Origin of the sequence: Bifidobacterium sp. W8110, assembly GCF_016101375.1 — a bacterium.
Lineage (GTDB): Bacteria > Actinomycetota > Actinomycetes > Actinomycetales > Bifidobacteriaceae > Bombiscardovia > Bombiscardovia asteroides.
The window spans coordinates 560,876-581,025 of sequence record NZ_JACFQO010000001.1 but is presented as its reverse complement, the minus strand read 5'-3'; the positions used below and the strand labels follow the sequence as shown (position 1 = coordinate 581,025).

The 20,150-nt window shown below is 59.1% G+C and carries 17 protein-coding genes; 4 read left to right on the top strand and 13 right to left on the bottom strand.

Going from position 1 to position 20,150, the window contains the following annotated elements; all coding sequences use genetic code 11:
• The first annotated feature begins 3 nt into the window (after positions 1-3).
• The 3 genes from H3T88_RS02450 to H3T88_RS02440 are packed head-to-tail and all read left to right on the top strand — an operon-like array spanning position 4 to position 1,720.
• Positions 4-735 (top strand): helix-turn-helix transcriptional regulator, encoded by a 732-nt coding sequence (locus tag H3T88_RS02450; RefSeq protein ID WP_198203402.1) that lies wholly within the window; start codon positions 4-6, stop codon positions 733-735.
• Positions 732-1,118, top strand: a complete 387-nt coding sequence (gene fdxA / locus H3T88_RS02445; RefSeq protein WP_198203401.1) for a ferredoxin — start codon at positions 732-734, stop codon at positions 1,116-1,118. Before H3T88_RS02450 ends, fdxA begins: the two co-directional genes overlap by 4 nt.
• Positions 1,115-1,720 carry a DNA-3-methyladenine glycosylase gene (locus tag H3T88_RS02440; protein WP_198203400.1) on the top strand — a complete coding sequence of 202 codons (606 nt, stop codon included), beginning with the start codon at positions 1,115-1,117 and terminating at the stop codon, positions 1,718-1,720. The genes fdxA and H3T88_RS02440 overlap by 4 nt, the downstream gene beginning before the upstream one ends.
• 47 nt (positions 1,721-1,767) lie before the next feature.
• Here H3T88_RS02440 and H3T88_RS02435 read toward each other — a convergent pair whose 3' ends face one another.
• The 5 genes from H3T88_RS02435 to H3T88_RS02415 form a co-directional block, all read right to left on the bottom strand.
• A complete protein-coding gene (locus tag H3T88_RS02435; RefSeq protein WP_198203399.1) occupies positions 1,768-2,970 on the bottom strand; it encodes an MFS transporter in 1,203 nt (400 codons plus the stop codon).
• A gap of 101 nt (positions 2,971-3,071) precedes the next feature.
• A complete protein-coding gene (locus H3T88_RS02430; RefSeq protein ID WP_198203540.1) occupies positions 3,072-4,253 on the bottom strand; it encodes an SLC13 family permease in 1,182 nt (393 codons plus the stop codon).
• A gap of 244 nt (positions 4,254-4,497) precedes the next feature.
• Complete coding sequence (gene uriT, locus H3T88_RS02425; RefSeq protein WP_415873714.1) at positions 4,498-5,946, bottom strand: uridine transporter UriT; 1,449 nt, start codon at positions 5,944-5,946, stop codon at positions 4,498-4,500.
• Positions 5,947-5,951: 5 nt separating this feature from the next.
• Entirely contained in the window at positions 5,952-6,896 is a 945-nt protein-coding gene (gene uriH, locus H3T88_RS02420) for a uridine-preferring nucleoside hydrolase UriH (RefSeq protein WP_015022193.1), read from the bottom strand.
• 105 nt (positions 6,897-7,001) lie between these two features.
• Entirely contained in the window at positions 7,002-9,155 is a 2,154-nt protein-coding gene (locus H3T88_RS02415; protein WP_198203398.1) for a DUF2075 domain-containing protein, read from the bottom strand.
• A gap of 67 nt (positions 9,156-9,222) precedes the next feature.
• Between H3T88_RS02415 and H3T88_RS02410 the strand changes: the two genes are divergently transcribed.
• Positions 9,223-9,555 carry a nucleotide pyrophosphohydrolase gene (locus tag H3T88_RS02410; RefSeq protein ID WP_198203397.1) on the top strand — a complete coding sequence of 111 codons (333 nt, stop codon included), beginning with the start codon at positions 9,223-9,225 and terminating at the stop codon, positions 9,553-9,555.
• A gap of 10 nt (positions 9,556-9,565) precedes the next feature.
• Here H3T88_RS02410 and H3T88_RS02405 read toward each other — a convergent pair whose 3' ends face one another.
• From H3T88_RS02405 to H3T88_RS02370, 8 genes are all read right to left on the bottom strand, one after another.
• Positions 9,566-10,339: an HAD family hydrolase gene (locus tag H3T88_RS02405; RefSeq protein WP_198203396.1), complete on the bottom strand. Its 774-nt coding sequence runs from the start codon at positions 10,337-10,339 to the stop codon at positions 9,566-9,568.
• 809 nt (positions 10,340-11,148) lie between these two features.
• Positions 11,149-13,239, bottom strand: a complete 2,091-nt coding sequence (gene dnaG, locus H3T88_RS02400) for a DNA primase (RefSeq protein ID WP_198203395.1) — start codon at positions 13,237-13,239, stop codon at positions 11,149-11,151.
• A 57-nt stretch (positions 13,240-13,296) separates the two neighbouring features.
• Complete coding sequence (locus H3T88_RS02395; protein WP_198203394.1) at positions 13,297-14,580, bottom strand: deoxyguanosinetriphosphate triphosphohydrolase; 1,284 nt, start codon at positions 14,578-14,580, stop codon at positions 13,297-13,299.
• Positions 14,581-14,596: 16 nt separating this feature from the next.
• Complete coding sequence (locus H3T88_RS02390; RefSeq protein ID WP_015022199.1) at positions 14,597-15,055, bottom strand: Ohr family peroxiredoxin; 459 nt, start codon at positions 15,053-15,055, stop codon at positions 14,597-14,599.
• Between the two features lie 70 nt (positions 15,056-15,125).
• Positions 15,126-16,484 (bottom strand): alanine racemase, encoded by a 1,359-nt coding sequence (gene alr, locus H3T88_RS02385; protein WP_198203393.1) that lies wholly within the window; start codon positions 16,482-16,484, stop codon positions 15,126-15,128.
• A 42-nt stretch (positions 16,485-16,526) separates the two neighbouring features.
• Positions 16,527-17,162, bottom strand: a complete 636-nt coding sequence (locus H3T88_RS02380) for an N-acetyltransferase (protein ID WP_198203392.1) — start codon at positions 17,160-17,162, stop codon at positions 16,527-16,529.
• A 391-nt stretch (positions 17,163-17,553) separates the two neighbouring features.
• The gene (locus H3T88_RS02375; protein ID WP_029678668.1) at positions 17,554-18,036 is read right to left on the bottom strand and encodes an S-ribosylhomocysteine lyase; all 483 of its coding nucleotides are present in this window, start codon (positions 18,034-18,036) and stop codon (positions 17,554-17,556) included.
• A gap of 117 nt (positions 18,037-18,153) precedes the next feature.
• The gene (locus H3T88_RS02370) at positions 18,154-20,118 is read right to left on the bottom strand and encodes a RecQ family ATP-dependent DNA helicase (RefSeq protein ID WP_198203539.1); all 1,965 of its coding nucleotides are present in this window, start codon (positions 20,116-20,118) and stop codon (positions 18,154-18,156) included.
• Positions 20,119-20,150 lie beyond the last annotated feature (32 nt).

The following is a 20,150-nucleotide window of genomic DNA, read 5'->3' as shown; positions in this document are numbered from 1 at the left end:
TCGATGAGTCAGGAAATTCAAGCCCCCGCCAGGCGCAGAAGCGGAGAAGAGATCCGCTCCGCAATCTTGGATTACCTGCATACGGCAGTCGAACAGACCGGCACAGGTCTTACCACACAGCAAATCGGGGCAACCTTCGGCATCCATCCGACGACCGCCCGTTTCCATCTTGAACGTCTGGTCGAACAAGGTGAGGCAGTCCGCCAGAGAAAGGACAGTGATGGTCAATCAGCCGGTCGAGGCAGACCGGCTGTCATCTACTCCCCCACATACATGAACCGAGCCAGGGAGGATATGATCTCCTCGCTCTGCATGGCTCTGGAAACCGCCTGCCCCGATACCCGAAGCAGAAACAGAGCCGCGCTGAAAGCGGGTATGGCCTGGGGCCGAACCCTGGCCAGGCAGAGCAGGGAAAATACAGAGAAGGACCTTCCATCGAGCGTCACTCAGACATTGTTGAATGCTCTGACCACCCTGGGTTTTGCACCGGTGAGATCGCAGCCGAATACAGCAAGCCTGTATCTGACCTCATGCCCCTTCCTGGACAGCGTCAGCAGCCATCCCATTATCTGCACAATCCATCTGGGCATGATCCAAGGGCTCGTGGATGGCGGAAACAAGAAGGCCGGCGACAAACAAGCCAGCGTATCCTTGAAACCCTTGTCCTCACCAAAAGGCTGCTTTCTGAAAGTAGTGAAAGCGGATAGTCGATCAAAAGGGAGAGTAAAGCAATGACCTACGTGATTGCCCAGCCCTGCGTGGACGTCAAAGACAAGGCCTGCGTGGATGAATGCCCGGTGGATTGCATCTACGAGGGCCCCAGAAATCTGTACATCAACCCCAACGAATGCATCGACTGCGGTGCCTGCGAGCCTGTCTGCCCTGTGGAGGCAATCTTCTACGAGGAGGACCTGCCAGAGGAGTGGACCTGGTTCAAGGATGCCTCCGAGGACTTCTTCGCCCAGGTCGGTGATGCCGGCGGCGCCCAGGCCCAGGGACTCTACGATCACGACCATCCACAGGTCGCCGCCCTGCCCCACCAGGATAATTTCGTCTGCATTCAGCCGGAATCACGCGGCCAGCGCGCGGTCTGGGTCCGCAAGGACCAGACGGAATGAAGACCGTTTCAAGCCAGGACAATCACCTGGTCTTCCCTGACTTTCTGGATCGCCCTGTGGATCAGGCAGCTCGGATGCTTCTGGGCTGCCTGATTATCCGGGACTACCAGTCGGAGGGGGAACAGGCCTGGGTTCGGATCGTGGAAACCGAGGCCTACGATCAGAATGATCCGGCCAGCCATGCCTACCATGGACGATCGGCGCGCAACGCTGCCCTCTTCGGCCCCAGCGGACACATGTATGTCTACTTCACTTATGGAATGCACTACTGCATGAATATCTCCTGCCAGGAGGACGGATTCGGGGCAGGTGTGCTGATTCGAGCCTGCCAGCCGGTGCAGGGTGTGGATCTTCTGCGCAGTCACAGGCACGGCCGCCACCCGGACCGTGAACTGACCAACGGTCCCGCCAAGCTCTGTCAGGCCTTGGACATCGACAAGCGCAACTACGGCCATGACCTCAGGAAACCGCCCATCCGCCTGGCAGCCGCCAGTCTGGACCAGGAAGAGACCATCACGGCAACCCCCCGAATTGGCATATCCCACGCCAAGGAGACCCTACGGAGGTTCATCATCACCGGCAACCCCTACCTGTCGCGATGATTAGGCGAAGAATCTGCACTTCTGGCTTGTACAGCTTAAGGGGTGACTTATTGCTCAATGAAGCGGGATTCGACACAGCTCTGGAAGCGAACAAGCGAGAGAATGACAGCGGCCAGCAGAGCAATGATCAGCATGCCTATGAAACTGCCGGTTACCGGATTCAGTCCAAACGCTGTTGAGAAAGCCTTGAAAGCCCAGGTGGATGCCGTAAAACCAAGGCTGGTGGTGGCCGAGAAAACCCCCATGACCAAGGGATAGCGTCTGTGCGGAGTCAGGTTGGACAGGAGGAAGGGGCAGGTGGCCATATTGATGGCACTGCCCGAACCAACCAGGAAGGCCGATAAGCAGACCAGCAGGAAGGAGCGGGTGGTCAGGAAGAGCAGGGCGCCCAAGGCCATCAAAAGGAAGGCGACCGGAATCGTCCATTGCCGGCAGACCCGCTTGATGCCGTTAATACTAAGCCCGATCACGACCGAGGAACCCGTGTTGAACATCAAGGCCACCCCGGCTGCACTGGTGCCGCCCAAACCGTACTTGGCTATGTAGACTGCGAGCTTGTTGTACAGAACCGCGACCAGGAAAATGCTCAGAAAACCGATGAGAATGCAAGAAATGGTAGCCCACCAGCATTGTCTGCCCTTCTGCGAGGGGGAGACTTGAGACTCTGTGGCCTTTTCCGACTCCTCCTCGACGGCACCGACTCCGGGGACCATGAAGATGACCAAGACCAGGGCAGGCAAGGCCAGGAAATAGAGCCAATAGTTGTGCAGCCACCCTCCCTTGGCCAGGACACCGCCCAGGGCAAGGACCAGCATGGAAGAGCCATCCTGAACAGCCAGGACCAGCCCCATCAGCGCCGCCAACTGCTTCCCGCGGAAGAACCTTGCCGACAGGCTGGGGAGAACTGTGGTGGCGATGCCCACGCCGAATCCGACAACCAAGGCAAACAAGAGCAGCTGTCTTACACTGCTATGCACCAAAAGGGGCATCAAGCCGCCCAGTGCGACACACAGACAGCTGATGCAGGCAGCTGTTTTGAACCTCATCCTGGTCAGGAGTTGACCAAATAAAAGAGCTGAAACTATAGCTGCCGAAGAACCGATGGAAACCACCGATTCAACGGTGGAGGGATCAGCATGAGGAAAGGATGCCTGGATGGCGGCAACGGAGGGAGAGATGATGGAGTCAAACCGCGACATGATGGCCAAGGCCATGATTCCGACCAGAACCCCAAGGTTCTGTCTGGTCAATATCCCTGTGTCCTTGGGCTTAGACGCGCACGGGTCCGGTTCCACCGTTGCTGCCTCCCTCTCAATGTCAGCGGCACCATTCCTGGTTGATGGTGGGTAGTCTACTCCAGCAGCAGGGCCATGCCAACCAACACGACGAGGAAGAGCAGATTAAAAGCAGTATAGATTTTCAGGTACTCACCTTTCTTGCTCGGATACTGCTTGACCACAGCCTTGTAGGAGATCAGCGAGGCCATTGAAGCCACCAGGGTGCCGAGCCCACCCAGGTTGGTGCCCAGAATGATCGGGCGCCAGGCTGTCGAAAAACCTGAGACCAGAAGGGCTGTGGGCACATTGCTGATGACCTGGCTACACAGGACCGAGGTAATCAAAGGGTGGATGTTGACCAGGCCGCTGACCAGGTTATAAAACTGGGGAATCCTCCTGGCATTGCCTATGAAAATGAAGAAGGCCACGAAGGTCAGCAGCAGACCCCAGTCCACATGCAGAAAGACCCGCCTGTCGCAGATCAGAAAGGTCACAACCACCACCAGGACCATGGTCCACTGGGGAATCAGCTTGGCCACACCAAGCAGGCAGACAAGAAAAAGAAGAAGGTAGATGGCGATGCGCCATCCGCTGGACCGTTGCATCTCCTTGACCTGAGGCTGTATCCCCTCCTCCCTGGGCGCTAGTATGCTGTGACGAATCTCTTGTGCATCCATGCCCTCGAACTTGTCCAAATGCTGATTCCTGAAAGCGAACCAGCAGCACACGAAGAGCATCAGGGCCGCCACCAGAGCGTAGGGCGCCATAAGGAGGAGAAACTCCCCAGTAGGCATCTCGGAGCGGGCCTTGAGGTATAAGTTGTGAGCATTGCCAATCGGGGTCAGCATGCTGCCCACATTGGCGCCCAGGGTCATCAGGGTGACGATCAGCAGGGCATGGCTTTCCAGACCGGCCATGATGAGCACAGCAACGGCGAAGGGCACGAAAGTAACCAGGGCTACATCGTTCGTGATGAACATACTGGAGAAGAAAGGCAGGGAAACCAGGACCAAGGCCAGGCCCCGCACCGAGCGGACGCGACTCAGCAGGCCGGCACCAATGGCATGGAAGACCCCGATCCGCTGAAATCCGCAGACCACCATCATCAGGGAACCCAGCTGGGTGAGGGTATTGACGTGGATGTAGCCCAGATACTGTCGGTCGGGAGGAATGAGAATGCAGGATACGAGAGCGATGACTGCCGCGACGACCAGGACGGTCTCGTTTTTCAGCAGTCCGATCACCCGATGTTGCATGGTCACCTCCGGCGAACGAATTCCTCACTTAGTTTACGCGCCCGCCCATGGCTTACAGGGCCTCTGTTGACGCTATTTTCCGCTCCTGAACCCGGGGTCGGAACACTCGGCGCTACTGACGGCTAGTCTGTCTGGCCCCGACTTTTGACCCTTGTCGGACAGTCACAGAGTCGGATGCCCATTAAACATGAATAGGGGTCCTGCGGATAGGTTGCATTCGCAGGACCCCCGTCAGATGGCAATATTACTTGTCATCCATTCGTTCCGGATCGGGAATCAGGCAGGACAGGACCAGGGCAATCAGCACCAGCACTCCGCCTCCGATCATGGCGGCAACATATCCAGCGCGGGCTCCCCCGGACGCCGCCAGGCCGCTCATGAATGCGTAGAGGACCGCATAGCTCAGGCCTGAGCCTAGGTTAAAAGCTCCGGCGTTGAGTCCCGGCAGATACCCGGTGTTGTCCGCAGGAGACAGGACCACGCCCAGCCCGTTGAGCATGATGTTGGCCGTCCCCGCGTAGGAGACACCCAGGATCAGGGAGAGGAGCACCAGACTCCAGATGCTGGGAACCAGACAGACGTAGATGCCGAAGACCAGTCCCAGCACGCTGACCAGCTGACCGACTCTCAGGACCTTGATGTAGCCAAAGCGCGAGGCCAGCATCCCGGCAACCGGACCAAAGACCAGACCGACCAAGGCATAGGGGGTCAGCGTCGCAAAGGAGACGATGCTGGCCTTCAAGCCGACACCTACCTCGCCATCCTGGGCAAGGGCCGGAACGACACCGTTCATGATGGCGAAGACACCCACCATGGTGGTGAGAGTCGTCAGCAGAAGTCCCCAGGTGCGCCGCTGTCTGAGATAGGTGGTGGTGACCATGGGTGCCGACGTGGTGCTCTCGACTTTCCAGAAAATCATGAAGAAGACCGCAGCCACCAGGATCTCGACAACCACCAGTAGCCAGCGCGCCTGGGCAAGCTTCTCGACCTCATTGATAGCCAGGTATGCGGCCAGGAAGGCGATGCAGAGGAAGACCACACCGGCCCAGTCCATGCGGGGGCGATCGTCTGCATAGCTCTCGCGGGCGAAGAGGGCCACCAGGAGTACGGCGATCACAGCAATGGCCACCATGAACCAGAAGACCGAGCGGAAGCCGAAGGTGCCGGCCAGCCACCCGCCTAGGATGGCATCCACGCCGCCGATGCCGCCGTTGACCGCCGTCAAAACGGCCATGAGCCTGGCGTATCGGGCCTCATCGGTCACCTCGGCATGCAGCATGATCAGGGTCATGGGCACGACCGGACCAGCCACCCCCTGAATGACGCGACCAATCATGAGCACCGTCACATTGGGAGCCAGGGCGGAAACCACACATCCCAGGGCCGTCAGGCTCAACATGCCCAACAGCACCTTCTTGCGGCCGGCCAGGTCGCCCAGCCGAGGCAGGAATAGGGAGAAGACCGCACAGGAGGTGAAGAACACCGTTTGTGTCAGACCGATGCTGGAGCTGCTGGCATTGAGCTCGGTCCCCATGGTCGTCAGAGCCGGCGAGAGCATAGATGCGTTGAGCTGGAAGGCGAAGACGGCGGCCATAAGGGCTGTCATCAGAGCCACGATTGAAGAGCCTGAGCCGCCAGCGGTCGCGGCAGCGGGCTTATCAGTCTCGGACGATGCCGTGTTCGAAGTCTTCATTGATCTCATCCAATCGCGGTGATGGCCTTGACCACCAGGTCCCAGAATCCCTGGAAGTCCAGTTTGACGGCCACCTGGGTGTGGCAGTCCTCGGCAGAGGGCTCAGGGCCGCGCAGATCGGCCACGGTCATCCCGCAGGTCAGATCCCCGCGCAGTTCCACATCCACCGGGCAACGACGGGTGCTCACAATGGAGGGGTCAATCAGATAGGCCACAGTGCAGGGATCATGCACGGGCGGGTCCACGAAGTCCTGGTTGTCCTGGTAGGACTTGCGGAAGAAGTCCATCAGCCCGCTGACGAAGTGGGCCAGATCGGTGCCGATGCCCTCGATGCGCTGCTGAACCTCTGGTGTGCACAGGGCCTGATGAGTCAGGTCCAGCCCCACCATGGTGACCGGCCAAGACTCATTGAAGACGATATGAGCAGCCTCGGGATCCACCTTGATGTTGAATTCAGCGACAGCACTCCAATTGCCTACATGGTAGCCACCACCCATGAGCACAACCTCACGGACGCGGTCGACAATGCGGGGTTCCTTACGAACGGCCATGGCGATGTTGGTCAGGGGTCCGGTGGGGACCAGGGTCACTGTGCCCGGCTCCTCGCGCATGATGGTCTCGATGATCCAATCGACGGCGTGGCCGGGATCCAGGGGCCGGGTAGGTTCAGGCAGCTCGACACCGTCCAGGCCGGTCTGGCCATGAATTGAAGCAGCTACCTCCTGAGGACGCACCAACGGCCTATCGCATCCGGCATGGACCGGCACCTGGCGCGCATGTGCCTTTTCCAGCACAGCCCTCGCATTATAGGTAACCTTGTCCAGACTCTGGTTGCCGCCAACCGTAGTCACTCCGATCAGGTCGATCCGCGGATCGCCTACTGCCAGAAGGATAGCCACCGCATCGTCATGACCTGGATCGCAGTCCAGGATGATCTTGCGCGTCGTCATATACTCGCCTACACCTTTCTCATGAACATGTCCTGGGCCATGGACCATGGCCCAGGACATGATACCGCCGATTGGCATTCAATCGATGTAGGCGCGTTAGGCCGGTCAGTCCCGAACTTGGGCGAACCCACCCACAGCCCAGGCCAGTCGACTCCGAAGCTCAGGGTCCACCGCAAATAGCCCCAATCCGTGTACCCCTCGTTTGAGCAGCACATTAAACTCGTGCCGAAGATTGTCTACGGGATCCATCTCCGGCTCAGACCGCTGGTTGGTCGCCAATGTGTTGCAACTGAGCTTCGGTTCGAATTCGATCTTCCCATTCCTGTAGGTGACCGAGGGCCCGATGATGACTCCCGCGTAGTTGAGGTCAAAACCTTGGATGGTGAAGATGGAGCCCACTTCATCAATGGTGAAAGGCAGCTCGGCCCAGGCGATCCGGTGATTTGCAGCAGAGTTTCCCTGGGCTTCATATAGTTCGTAATTCCAGGGCATGGCAAATTCACCTTCGCCGTCCTGACCCTCTTCGGCCCACACCCACTGGCCTGAATCCTCTTGGTGCAGTACAACCTGCCAATGTCGGGAGGGATCATGTGAATCCGGATGATTCTTGCTGCTGTAAGGCCAGTCATAGGTGGCCAGGAGTCGGCAAAGGCCCAAGGACCCCTTGCTTTTTTGCTCCCGATCCTTTTGCCGAATGAACTTCCTTAAATACTTAGGTGAGTCAAAAACTCTTATCTCATATGGATGCTCCCAAGGATCCGGATGCAGTGGGCCGATGACGCCATCCTTGGCTGTCATCCGATCCAGCCAGGCGCATGTCGCAGGATCAGCCTGAATGCGCATCTGTTGATCCAAACGAACATGACTGACCTGGAAAGTATCCTCGCGTACATGCTGACCGTCCCGCGACTTTTCGCGGATGAGCATGGATTGCAAGAAAGTCTTGTCATGTTCAGAACCCGTCAATCCCAGGAGCCGACTTTCCTGGGCATCCACGAACTGGGATCCACGCAGGACCTGTTCCGGGTCGAAAACCACGATCGCCACTTTTGCCCGCCGCAATATGTCATAGAGCTGATTGCTTCCGGAGTAGCTCTGCGACCCTTGTGTCAGAAGCAGATGCGCCTCGTCAATCAGCACAACATCCGCCTGAGCGTCGACGCTATTCATGGGATCCGCTGCCCTGCCTGTGGACCGGCCATTTCGATTGGTCTGCTTGCTGAAACGATTGATGAACTGGACAGCGCCAACCACGCACTGTCCGCGTTTCTTTTGCAATCCCAGCTTCAGAGCCATCTGGTTGTATACATTAGCCTGCTCGGTCTGGTTGACAATGATGTAGGAACGCTGCCTGGCCTTCGCCGAACGGTTATCGTCCTTGCCGTTCAAGTTTCCATAGATGCCGTACCTGGCACATATCTGATAGAAGAGATGGCTGAGCAAAACGGTCTTGCCAGTCCCCGACATGCCCTGAACGACAATGACCTGGGTATGCGCTTTATCCTTGATCCGAACCGGGCCTATCGATTCCGTCATCGAGTGGAAACCCTCGCCTGGGTTTTGAATAATGACCGACTCCAGCACATGCAGAACAGTTTCTTCGGCTCGCCGTTGTTCGTCGGTGAGCTTGCGGAAGGGCGAGGCCTTGAACAGGGCGGAGTCCAGGATGGCCTTCTCTTCCGGGAACAGATCGGGCTCCATTTCGTGCAGGGTCTGCCAAGCCATGGAAAAGATGCCGTCGAATTCATCACTGGTGTAATACATGTCCTGAGCATTGGTTCGACGGTTCATGACCAGCTTGACCGCGTCGACGCTCTGCATATACCCCATTAACCGATTTTCCATATCCAAGGTCAAGGACTTATTGAAGTGGCGATCACCGATGATGTATTGACAAACCCTGTCCTGATGACTGCGCATGAATCGCACCAGGCGTTCCCAATCCGTCCGGTTCCGTGGATCCAGCTCGATATGCTGCCTGGTCCGAGAACGAATGTCGTTGGTTTCCCCGACATAAACCACATAAGGGGGCCCACCGCCGTGTTCTTTGCCGCTGTCCCCTACGTCGGCAGAAACAATATATACAGTGGGATAGCGCAGGAACAGCTCCTCCAGCAGTCTCTCCTCGAAATTGCTGTCCGGGCTGCCAACAGCTTCCTCCTGCTTGTACTCGGCAATTGCCTTGGAGAAATCCTCATCTCTGAAGCTGCCATAGGGCAGAGTCATCACCACAGGCTGCGGTGCGCTTGATGAATCCATGATTTTCACTATGCCACAAACCCATACCAATCTGATGCAAGGAGGGCCGGCTGATAGGCTCGAAATCATGATCAGCAAGGAAACGGAAACAGCGGTGATGGATTTTGTGCACGAGCGCGACTGGGACCAATTCCACACGCCCGCCAACCTGGCCAAATCAATCTGCATCGAAGCGGCCGAACTCCTGGAATGCTATCAGTGGGGAGACGATCCCAGGGACGGAGACAAAGGCCACGTGACCGACGAACTGGCTGACGTGCTCACCTATTGCATCCAGCTGGCGGATCGGCTGGATCTGGACATGGACCGAATCATCATGGACAAACTGCAAAGGACGGCCGACAGGTACCCGGTGGCTACTTCGCGCGGCTCCAGCCGAAAATACCGGCCGCTACAGTAGTCCTAACGATTCAGCAAGTCTGCGCAGCCGGCGACCCCAATCGTCCAAGTCGCCTGGCAACCAGTGCAGAAAAATCATCCAAGTTGACTCCAACATAGCTATTTATGGAAGCGAACTGAGGGCCTGATGAGGTGTCGACCGGGTTGGTGCCGGTATAGGCAACTGTGGTGGCTCCCGAGGCTACAGCCGAAGTGATGCCGGTCAAAGTATCCTCGAAAGCCAAACAGGATGCCATCAAATCAGGGCTGTTGATGCCCACCAGACTGGCCGCATGCAGATATGGGGCGGGATCGGGTTTCTGCGCCAGCCCATCGTCCCCGCAAACATAGTCGGCAAAAGCCCCCTCGGGTGCCTTGGCGACCACTGCCTGAGCCATACGGCGTGGCGAAGTAGTGACCAGAATCGAGGGAATGCCAGCTTCAACAAGGTCTGCCAGGATGTCACGGACCCCTTCAATCCAGGGCATGTGACGCTCCTCCATGGCAATCACTCCATCGATCAACAGGTCAGGAATCTGATTCTCAGGAACGTTAAGACCCCGCTCACGCATCACCTTTGCCACTCTGGTCAAAGGTTTGCCGGAGACCTGCCAACCCATGTCGGCATTCCAGTCTCCTCCATGCTCGCGTGCTAAATCGACCTCCGCCTGATGCCAGTAGGGCTCTGAGTCGATCAGGGTTCCGTCCATGTCCCAGAAGACTGCAAGCGGTTGGCGACCCACAGCAGACCGGACTTTGTCAGTCGACCCGGCACGACTTTCTTTCTTTTGATGCTCCATGTTCATGCATTCACCCTATCGGCAGGGCTTGTCTTGAAAATGGCGTCACCCACACTACTTTGCGTGAAGGTCCGGCCAGGGCGCAGGCAGCAACTCATCCAGGCCCACATCGAGCACTTGAGCAACTGCCATTACGTTGATTAAACTGGGGTTGGCCGGACTCCCGGGTCGTGACTGCCCATGCTCCAACTGTTGATATGCGAATCGGGAAAGATTCGCATTATAGGCGACGAACTCTTGGCTGTAATGCAAAGCCGTCCTTCGGCGTTGTATGTTCATGCCTAATACCAGGGCGTACTCCGCCCATCCGTTCGGTACTTGAGAATGTGCCACAGTGCCAAGGTAAATACAAGAAACAAGTTGTCATGCCTTACCAGTAATACTATATCCGTAAGGCATTACAAGTTCACAAGCGAGGAACGATTCCCTAGCTCTGCCTTGCATCAACAATGGATTTGACGCAGTTCAAGCTACAGCACCGACTACAGCACTGGCTGGATATGGATATTCCTTCGTCACTGGAGTCAACGGTCTTTTTGAGAGCAACACGCAGATACCCGACTGGAAGCTGACACCCTTAACCCGCTGGCCATCAGGCCTCTCGTGATTCGTGCAATCTACACTCACACCAGAAATCCCTATCTGGGTGGCATCATTACCGCGGTCATTGTCACTGTGATGACCTGCATCAACTCCCGGATCTCCTTCCCCGCCTAGCGGGAAACCAGACCCAGCACAAGCCCCAGTCCACCCCCTCCTTGTCTGGAAGCAAGCGTCGAGAAGGACAGGAATAGCCAACTTATCTGGCCACCAGTTCATTCGGCGTTGCCGAAGACCTGGTTGCGCAACTCATTGCGTTGGGTCTCGTATTGGGTGATCCGGCCAAGAAGACCGAACTTCTCCTGCCCGTCTGGCAACTGGTTCATCCGGTGTTTGGCCGAGGCGATCAGTCGCATGTAAGTGGCATCCAGCAGCCTTGCCAGCAGTTCGGAGGCGTACTGACGCTCCTCCGGGCTAGGCTGTTTCAGCTGAACATCCGCTTCATCGGAGCCTGCGCCCTGATCGCCCTCCTCATTGCCTTTCTTGGAGCCCGGTCCTGAGCCCCTCTGCCTATCCTCCTGCTTATCCAAATTCAGCGGCAAGGGCATAACAGCCAGCTCGTTGATGGCCGACTCCAGCATGGGCCCGCCCGCCTTGGTCAAATTATGCATCCACAGTCCCTGGGGCGTCTTCCTGTCAGGCAGCCCTCCGGCAGCCTGCACAGCCCGATAGAGCGAGCGGAAAATCGGAACTTCGAAACTGTCCGGACTCAGCTGGCCGAAGGCATCCGAACCGACCGCTCTGGGAATCTGAATCAGTACACCCATGAACTGCTGCTCGCAGATGAAGACGGAATCATCGATGTGATGATAGCCCTGTCGGAGGGCATCCTCACGCTGTATCCTGCGGCGTTGCATGGCATCGTCACTGCCATGGCCCGCGCGACCCTCCGATTCACCCGCACCGCGGTGAGGAGTGCGGACCGCATAGGCATCCTGGTCCTTCACATGCAGCTTGCGGCGGGCCCTGTTGACCTCCTGGCGCAGCAGATCCAGATCCACACCGATTTTTCTGGCGGTCTTGCGGGTATAGGCCCCGACCAGGGAGCGATCCCTGATCTGGGCCAGGATGGGCGCCACAGCCTTGACAGCCCCCATCTGTCCGGTGGTGTACTGGGTGTCGAACATGGCCACGGCGGTGTCGATGACGAAGTCGTACAGCGGCCGGGCATGCTCCACCAGGGATCGAACGGCCTCATCGCCATAGCGGATGCGCAGATCGCATGGATCCAGATTCTCCCGGGCCACCGCCACGAAGGTCTGCGTCAAAAAGCTCCCATCAAGGCCAAAAGCGTGCAGGGCGGCCTTCTGCCCGGCAGCATCACCGTCGAAGGTGAAGACCACCCGGGAGCCCTGGACCGGCCCCACCAGCTGGATGGCCCCTAATGCGTCGTCGGAGATGAGCCGGCGAACGATCTTGGCATGGTCCTCGCCGAACGCAGTGCCACAGGTGGCTACAGCCGTATCGACGCCGGCAAGGTGGCAGGCCATGACATCGGTATAGCCCTCCACGATGACCACCTGCCGCTTTTTGACGATGGCATCCTTGGCCAGGTCGATGCCGTAGAGCACCTGGTTCTTGCGGTAGAGCTGGGTGTCCGGCGTGTTGATGTACTTGGCGTTGATGCCGTCGTCCTCGTAGAGCTTGCGAGCGCCGAAGCCCAGGGTGCGACCCGTGGAATCCCTGATAGGCCAGGTGACCCTGCCCCGGAAGTAGTCGTATACTCCCCTCTGCCCCTGCCTGGCCAGTCCGGCATCCAGCATCTCCTGCTGGGTGAAACCCTTGGTGGACAGGTGACGAACCAGGTTGTCCCATCCTCGTGGGGCGTATCCGCAGCCGAAATGCGCGCTGTCAGCCTGTGAGAAGGTCCTGCCTGCCAAGAGCTTGCGCGCCGCCAGCGCCTCCTTGCTCATGATCTGCGAAACGAAGAAACGCTGGGCCTCCTCGTTGGCCTCCAGCAAGCGGGAACGTTTGGACCCGCGACGCTTGTCCTGGCGGGAGTTCTCGTAATGCAGCTCGATCTGGTACTTGTCTGCCAGAATCTCGACGGCATCGCCGAACTCGACGTTCTCCTCCTGCTCCACGTAGGTGAAGACGTCGCCACCCAGTCCGCAGCCGAAGCAGTGCCAGACCCCCATGGAGGGACGCACTGAAAAAGAAGGAGACTTCTCGTCGTGGAAGGGGCACAGACCCATGTAAGTGCCGGAACCTGAAGGCTTCAGGGTCACGCTTTCAGATACGATCTCATACAGATCGGCCTTGGCTCTGACCTTCTCGATGTCTTCCTTCTTGATCATTCCGGACATGACACCCAGCCTACCGGCCCAGGGGGATGTGTTGCGCCCGGCATAAATACGGCAGGCCTATGGGCAGACCAAGGAATGCAGGGCCAGCGCCGAACCGTCGGTCAGGGAGGCCACCTGGTCGATAGCCACCCGTAGGCGCTCCCCATCCGAACCCGCCTGGTGCCAATCCTCCAGGAAGACGTCCTCCAAGGCATCAGAGGGGGCTGGCGAGTCGGCCATCATGACCTCAACCAGGTCGGTCACGATTTGCAGCTGCTCTGCATGGAAGGGCTCCTTCTCACGGGGAGCCATGACGAAGTAGACCGCAATCCCCTTCAAGGCCACAATCTCATAGGAGGTCCGAGGAGGAATGACCAACCCAGCCGAGTACCTGGTCAGCGGACCTTGGCCGTGGCGGCTTCGGGTGGCCGCCTCCACGGAGTCGGCAAAGCGGCCGATCAGGTAACTGGTGGTGTTCTTCAAAGTAGCCAAGGCCCGGCGTGAACCATCGAAGCCCGTCGGCAACATGCCACGGACGGTCTCCAAGGCTCGGATCAGCTGGTCAGCATCCCAGCGGTCCCCATACCAGGATCGGGCGGCCCGGACCACGCCATCGATGATCCGGGGCTCGGCCAGTCGCTCAGGCACGAAAGAACCGACCACGATGGCGTCCTCCACGTCGTGGACGCTGTAGGCGATGTCATCAGCCAGGTCCATGACCTGGCACTCCATAGGCGTGCCGGCCTGCGGCGCTCCCTGCTTAAGCCAGTGGAAGACCTCCTGGTCATCGGGATAGACGCAGAACTTGGCGGTCCTCTCCCCCTTGGGATGAGCCGAGGCCTCGGCCAGGGTCCAGGGATATTTGACCGCAGCGTCCAAGGCGGCCCTGGTCAGGTTGACCCCTGCCGAGCGTCCGTCCGGGTGGAAGACCTTGGGCTCAAGCCTGGTCAGCAGTCGAAGGGTTTGTGCATTGCCCTCGAATCCCCCTATGTCGGAGGCCAGCGAGGACAAGGCACGTTCACCGTTGTGGCCAAAGGGCGGATGGCCCAGGTCGTGGGCCAGACAGGCACAGTCCACCACGTCTGGGTCGCAACCCAGCATGGTGCCGATCTGCCGTCCGATCTGGGCCACTTCCAGAGTGTGGGTCAGCCGCGTACGCGCGAAGTCGTCGGTGCCGGCGACCAGAATCTGCGTCTTGGCCCCCAACCGACGCAGCGCCGAAGAATGGACCAGGCGCGCCCGATCACGCTCAAAGGCGGTCCTGCTGCTGGTCTTCGGGGGCTCCGGTGCCCACCGTTCCTGATCCTGGGCGGAGTAGCCCTCAGCCAGCAGGCGAGATTCGCCTTCCTCGTCAGTGCCCATCAGGCGCGCGCTCCGTTCAGTCCAGACTGTCTACGACCACCACTTCAGTGGGGACGTTGCCCGCCGTAGCCTTGGAATAGGGGCAAAGCTCCTGGGTGCGCTCCACCAGGCGGGTGGCCAAATCACGATCGACACCGGGCAGACAGACTTCAATCAGAGCCTTGATGCCGAAGGACTCGCCCTGGTCACCAAGGGAGATATGAGTGCGCACCTTGCTCTGGGCCAGCTTGGTGGCCGGCACGCGCAGCTCCTTGCCGGCCAGTCCCATGGCTCCCTGGAAGCAGGCGCCCCAGCCGATGGCGAAGAGTTGCTCGGGGTTGGTTCCCTGACCCTTGCCCCCCATGGCCTTGGGTGTATCCAGGTCCAGGGAGAGATCGGGCTCATGGCTGTCCGCATGGCCCTCGCGGCCTCCGGTGATGTCAGCCACGGCTGTGTATGAGATATTGCTTGGTTCATTTCCTGTATATGTAGTCATAACCTCATCTCACCACTTATATTGCCCCTTGACAAGGCCCCAAGCCCAGGTTCTACCTGTGATAGTGGTCTCAAAGAATGGATCCAGGGGCAATCAGGTGCAGGTCGGAGGGGTCGACCACCTCATGCACGCCCAGGTAGAGCCGTGGAATCCTGCCACGCAGGCAGGTGAAGATCTCATAGCTGATGGTGTCGGCGGCCCGGGCCCAGTCATCAGCGGTTGGCTCAGCCTGAGCCTCCCCCCTGCCCGGCCCGAAGAGCACAACGGTATCGCCCTCGCTCACCCCTAAGTCAGATGCCATGCCCTCTAGATCCAGTACGCACTGGTCCATGCAGACCCTTCCAGCGACGCGAACCAACTTGGGCCCTTGGCGAGTCATCAGACGGACGGGACCTCCCAGGTGCTCCCGACCCATAGCGCCCTGGCGGTCGAAGCCCGAGGCCGACCGATGGATTCCATCGGCGTAGCCCAGGGGCAAGATGGCTGTGCTCGTCGGCTTCTCCGTCAGATAGGTTCGGCCATAGGAAATGCCGTGACCGGCCGGCATATCCTTGACCGTGCCCAGCTGGGCCTGAAGGGTCATGGCCGGGCGCAGACCATAATCGGCCGAAACCCCCATTGAAGGATCAGGCTCGTATCCGTACAGGCCGATGCCGGGACGGGTCAGATCATAACGTATCCCAGGACGGCTGAGCGTGGCGGCTGTGTTTGCCAGATGCCGGATTGCGGGCTTCATGCCGGCGGCCGTCATCCTGTCAGAGAACTCCTCGAAGAGGGCGATTTGCTCGTCAGTGGACGACACGAACTCGTCTACACCGGGCATGTCGGCTACCGCCAGGTGGCTGAAGAGCCCCACAGGCTCCAACAGGCCGCGGGCGGCCAGGCTGGAGAGCTCACGCAGGGCATCCCCGAAGGTTCCAGGGGTGAAGCCGTTGCGTCCAAAGCCGGTGTCCACCTTGATGTGGACGCGGGCAGGCCTGCCGACCCGATCTGCCGCCTGGGCCGCCATGTTCATGGCCTTCAGAGAACCGACGCCCAGGTCGATGTCAGCCTGAATCAGCTGGTCAAAGGGGGCGCGGTCCCCATTGAACATCCAGGACAGGATCCGGCAACGGTCGGGGCCGATGCCTGCCCGGCGCAGACGCAGGGCTTCGCTGGACTGGGCCGTGCCCAGCCAAGTTGCTCCGCCCGCCAGCGCCGCCAGAGAGGCAGGAATGAGCCCATGTCCGTAAGCATCGGCCTTGACCACACCCATGACCGCAGCACCAGGATTCGTGGAATGAACCAGATTCACCAGGGTGGCCATATTGGCCTTCAAGGTCCGCAAGTCCACGATAATCTGCCCAGGATAGGCCCGAAGAGCCTGCTCGTAATGCCGCTGGCCCTCGGGCCCGGAGAACCGCCATGCCGGTGCTGCGCTCAATGTCATGGCTCCATTGTGCGACGGCGCTGCGACGGTCGGCCCCCGCCCTCAGACGGCGACCAAGCGCTTGGCCTCCCTTTCCCGCTCAGCCAGGTCAAGGGGACGATTGTGCAGCTGGTAGGCCACCCGCACGTTCTCAATCTCTTTGTTTTCAGGCATGATGATGTTGCCGCAGCGGGTGAAGCCATGGGTCTCCAGGATGTGCTGCATGGCGTAGTTCTTCAATCCCGTATCGGCGCGGATGTTCTCGTACCGGCGTATGCTCCAATCGAGCAGGTCCCCGGCCGCGTGACGCCCCAGTCCCGAGGCGGCCACCCGATGGATGGTGGTATAGGGCTGATCGTCCAGCCAGCTGCCATCAATGACCCTATAATCCGGTTCCGGGTCATGGAAGAGGGCGAAAACGCCGATGATGCGCTCATGGCTGCCCTTGTGCTCGTCCAACTCCGGTTCAGGGTAGACGGGATCCTCAGGAATTTGATCCATACCGGCCGCATCGTCAACCAATAGCATGGTGTGGCCACCGGCGATGTCCTCGCGGATGCGTTCGGGCAGGGGGTACTTGTCCCCCCACTGACGTGGGTTGCCGGTCTGCGCCATCCGCTTTCTGGCGTAGGCGTAGACAGGCATGATCGCCTCAAAGTCGTCCATGGTGGCATGACGGATCCAACGTGCTGTTTCCATCGCGTACCTGCTCACTGTGGCTACCTCTTTCTCGACCGGTGCGGCAGGGACGAAACCCGCCCCTGCGATTGCCGAAGTACGAGTGTATCCATCAGCAGGCAGTCACGAGGTGAGTACGCATTGAGCGAATCAGGGAATAGTGTGGGCTATTCTGCAGCCTCCTGAACCAGGTCTTCCGAGTACAAATGACGAGCACAGGTCAGGTTGAACACGCTTGGTCAGCTGACCAGACGGTTTGGCATGACCACATGCCGCAGGAACTCCTGGCCCAAAGGAATACCAAGGATCAGGCACGAGTGGCCAATTCGTACCAAATGTTTTAGGCGGGGACACTTCAAAAAGAAAAACTGGGCAGGGTTCTGCCCTTGCCCAGTTTCCACGTTTGTGAAACTCAGACCAGCTTGCGCTCGTAAGGATCGGAGCTGATGCCAGCCGCCACGATGTCGCGGCTCCACTGCTTGGCCGAGAAAAGCGAATGATCGCGGTAGTTGCCACAGGATGTGATCTCGGTGCCCGGTACGTCGTCCCAGGTGGCCTTTTCGGCGATGAACTCCAGCGACTCCTTCAGGGCCTTGGCCACATCTTCGGTCGAATGACGGCCCCAGGCAAGCAGGTGGAAGCCCGTCCGGCAGCCAAAAGGCGAGCAGTCGATATAGCCAGGGATGCGCTCGCGCAGGAGCACGGCGATGGTGTGCTCGATGGTGTGCAGCCCGGCAGTTGGAATGGCGTTCTGATTGGGCTGGACCAGGCGCAGATCATAGTTGGAGATGATGTCTCCCTGAGGGCCCTTCTCCTCGTCGATCAGACGAACGTAGGGCGCCTTGACCTTGGTGTGATCCAGCTGGAAGCTCTCCACGATAGGTTTGTCAGCCATTGCTCTTTCCTTTCCTGTCGGATGCCCAATATGAAAGGCAGCCGCGATGAAGTCATGTATATCTCATGGTAGGCCGACCCGCCTATCAGATTCTGACGAGCCCCTGACCATATTCACCTATCTCCCGGCCGAGAACTCGGAGATGACCCCCATGAACTGGGGCCCATATTGCTCCAGCTTGTGCTGTCCCACCCCGTTGACGGCCAGGAAGGTTGCATCATCGATGGGCCGAAGGCGGCACATATCGCGCAGGGCCTTGTCGGAGAAGACGATATAGGGAGGCTTGCCGATTTTGTGGGCTATGCTGGTCCGCAGATCGCGCAGCTTCTGGAAAAGCTTCTCATCCTCTGGACTGACATCACTTGCACCGGCCGGGTCGAGACCGCCATCGTCGAGCGTCGAAGAAGATCCACCGCCGAAGACCTTGCCTGAAGCACTCGGGCGTTCCGTCCGCTTGATTTCGTAGTGAAAGTCCGGACTGACCGTCTGCGCGGCCTTGGAACCGAAATGGACCATGGGCAGCCGCCCTTCGGTGATATACAGATACCCGTCCGAGGCCATCTGGTTGAGCACGTCGCGAATTCGCGCCTCTGGAACCTGGGCCAGAGCGCCATAGCTGGGACACCGGTCCAGCCCTCGCCGAAGAAGATCCTGCGAGCGCGAACCCCGGAGGATCTGGGCGATTTTCCCTGAACCGAACCCCTGGTTCACATCATGCACGCATCTGCTGATGGCACGGGCCACATCGCTGACATCGATGGTCTTGAAGGTGCTCAGACAGTTGGAACAGTTCCGGCAGCCGCCGCTGTCCGTGTCGGTATGTTCTACCGGGGCGAATTTGCCGTTGTCGGCCTCGGCGGGCGAAAGACCTGCGGCAGCCTGATCCACCTCCTCGCCGAAGTACCGAAGCATGTACTGGTGAAGGCAACCGGTGGTCCGACAGTAGCCAATCATGACGTTGAGCAGACGCCGGTGTTCGGCCCTGACCGCTTCAGCCTGCTCACCGCTCAGTCTGTCGTTGCCGTTGTCCATGTCCAGCAAACGTCTGCGGGTGACGATGTCGCTCTCGTTCCACAGCAGCGAACATCGGGCGGGCTCACCGTCACGTCCCGCCCTGCCGGCCTCCTGGTAGTAGGCCTCGATGCTCTCAGGCATGTTGTGATGGATGACATATCGCACGTTGGACTTATCGATGCCCATGCCGAAAGCATTGGTGGCCACGACCACCTGCACCTTGTCGTTGACGAAGTCCCGCTGCGCCTGTTCCCTGTCCTGGGCATCCATGCCGGCGTGGTAGCTGACAGCGCTGACACCTGCCTTGCTCAGATCATCTGCCAGGGCTTCGGTCTCCTTACGGGTGGCGCAGTAGACAATACCTGAGTCATTTCCATGCTTCAGGGCGTACTGGACCACCCAGCGATTCTTGTATTTGCTCTCCAGTTTGATTACGTCAAAGAAGAGGTTGGGTCTGTCGAATCCAGTCACCGCCACATAGGGGTCGTCCAAGCCCAACATGTATACGATGTCGCGCCGAACCTTCTCGGTCGCCGTAGCGGTGAAGGCTGCCACCGTGGGCCGACTGGGCAGGGATCCGATGAAATCGCCGATGCCCAGGTAGGCAGGGCGGAAGTCCTGACCCCACTGCGATACGCAATGGGCTTCGTCCACAGCCAGCAGGGAGATCCTCGTATGCTGGGCGAATTCCCTGAATCTGGGGGCATCCAGCCGCTCGGGAGCCACGTAGAGGATCTTGCTGTGCCCTTGTGCAGCCTGAGCCAGGGCCAGGGACTGCTCATCCATATCCTGGGTGGAATTGACGAACGAAGCCGGGATGCCCGCATCCTCCAGCCCGTCCACCTGGTCCTTCATCAGGGAAACCAAGGGAGAGATGACGATGGTCAAACCGTCCAGAAGGGTGGCAGGAATCTGATAGCAGATGGACTTGCCGGCACCGGTCGGCATAACACCCAAGCAGTCTCGCCCATTCAGGATGGCCTTGACCAGATCCTCCTGACCCGGGCGAAAAGACTCATATCCGAAATACCGCTTCAGCGCCTGCCCTGCATCCTGGATGTCCACCATGATTCCCCAGTCTATTGCCCCTGCAGGAGTCA

Bases quoted from the DNA above. Each gene is read 5' to 3' on its own strand.
- H3T88_RS02430 (WP_198203540.1), bottom strand. From the start codon at position 4,253: ATGCAACATCGGGTGATCGGACTGCTGAAAAACGAGACCGTCCTGGTC.
- H3T88_RS02440 (WP_198203400.1), top strand. From the start codon at position 1,115: ATGAAGACCGTTTCAAGCCAGGACAATCACCTGGTCTTCCCTGACTTT.
- H3T88_RS02415 (WP_198203398.1), bottom strand. From the start codon at position 9,155: ATGGATTCATCAAGCGCACCGCAGCCTGTGGTGATGACTCTGCCCTAT.
- uriT (WP_415873714.1), bottom strand. From the start codon at position 5,946: ATGAAGACTTCGAACACGGCATCGTCCGAGACTGATAAGCCCGCTGCC.
- H3T88_RS02410 (WP_198203397.1), top strand. From the start codon at position 9,223: ATGATCAGCAAGGAAACGGAAACAGCGGTGATGGATTTTGTGCACGAG.
- alr (WP_198203393.1), bottom strand. From the start codon at position 16,484: ATGACATTGAGCGCAGCACCGGCATGGCGGTTCTCCGGGCCCGAGGGC.
- H3T88_RS02390 (WP_015022199.1), bottom strand. From the start codon at position 15,055: ATGACTACATATACAGGAAATGAACCAAGCAATATCTCATACACAGCC.
- fdxA (WP_198203401.1), top strand. From the start codon at position 732: ATGACCTACGTGATTGCCCAGCCCTGCGTGGACGTCAAAGACAAGGCC.
- H3T88_RS02395 (WP_198203394.1), bottom strand. From the start codon at position 14,580: ATGGGCACTGACGAGGAAGGCGAATCTCGCCTGCTGGCTGAGGGCTAC.
- H3T88_RS02375 (WP_029678668.1), bottom strand. From the start codon at position 18,036: ATGGCTGACAAACCTATCGTGGAGAGCTTCCAGCTGGATCACACCAAG.
- dnaG (WP_198203395.1), bottom strand. From the start codon at position 13,239: ATGTCCGGAATGATCAAGAAGGAAGACATCGAGAAGGTCAGAGCCAAG.
- H3T88_RS02405 (WP_198203396.1), bottom strand. From the start codon at position 10,339: ATGAACATGGAGCATCAAAAGAAAGAAAGTCGTGCCGGGTCGACTGAC.
- H3T88_RS02370 (WP_198203539.1), bottom strand. From the start codon at position 20,118: ATGGTGGACATCCAGGATGCAGGGCAGGCGCTGAAGCGGTATTTCGGA.
- uriH (WP_015022193.1), bottom strand. From the start codon at position 6,896: ATGACGACGCGCAAGATCATCCTGGACTGCGATCCAGGTCATGACGAT.
- H3T88_RS02380 (WP_198203392.1), bottom strand. From the start codon at position 17,162: ATGGAAACAGCACGTTGGATCCGTCATGCCACCATGGACGACTTTGAG.
- H3T88_RS02450 (WP_198203402.1), top strand. From the start codon at position 4: ATGAGTCAGGAAATTCAAGCCCCCGCCAGGCGCAGAAGCGGAGAAGAG.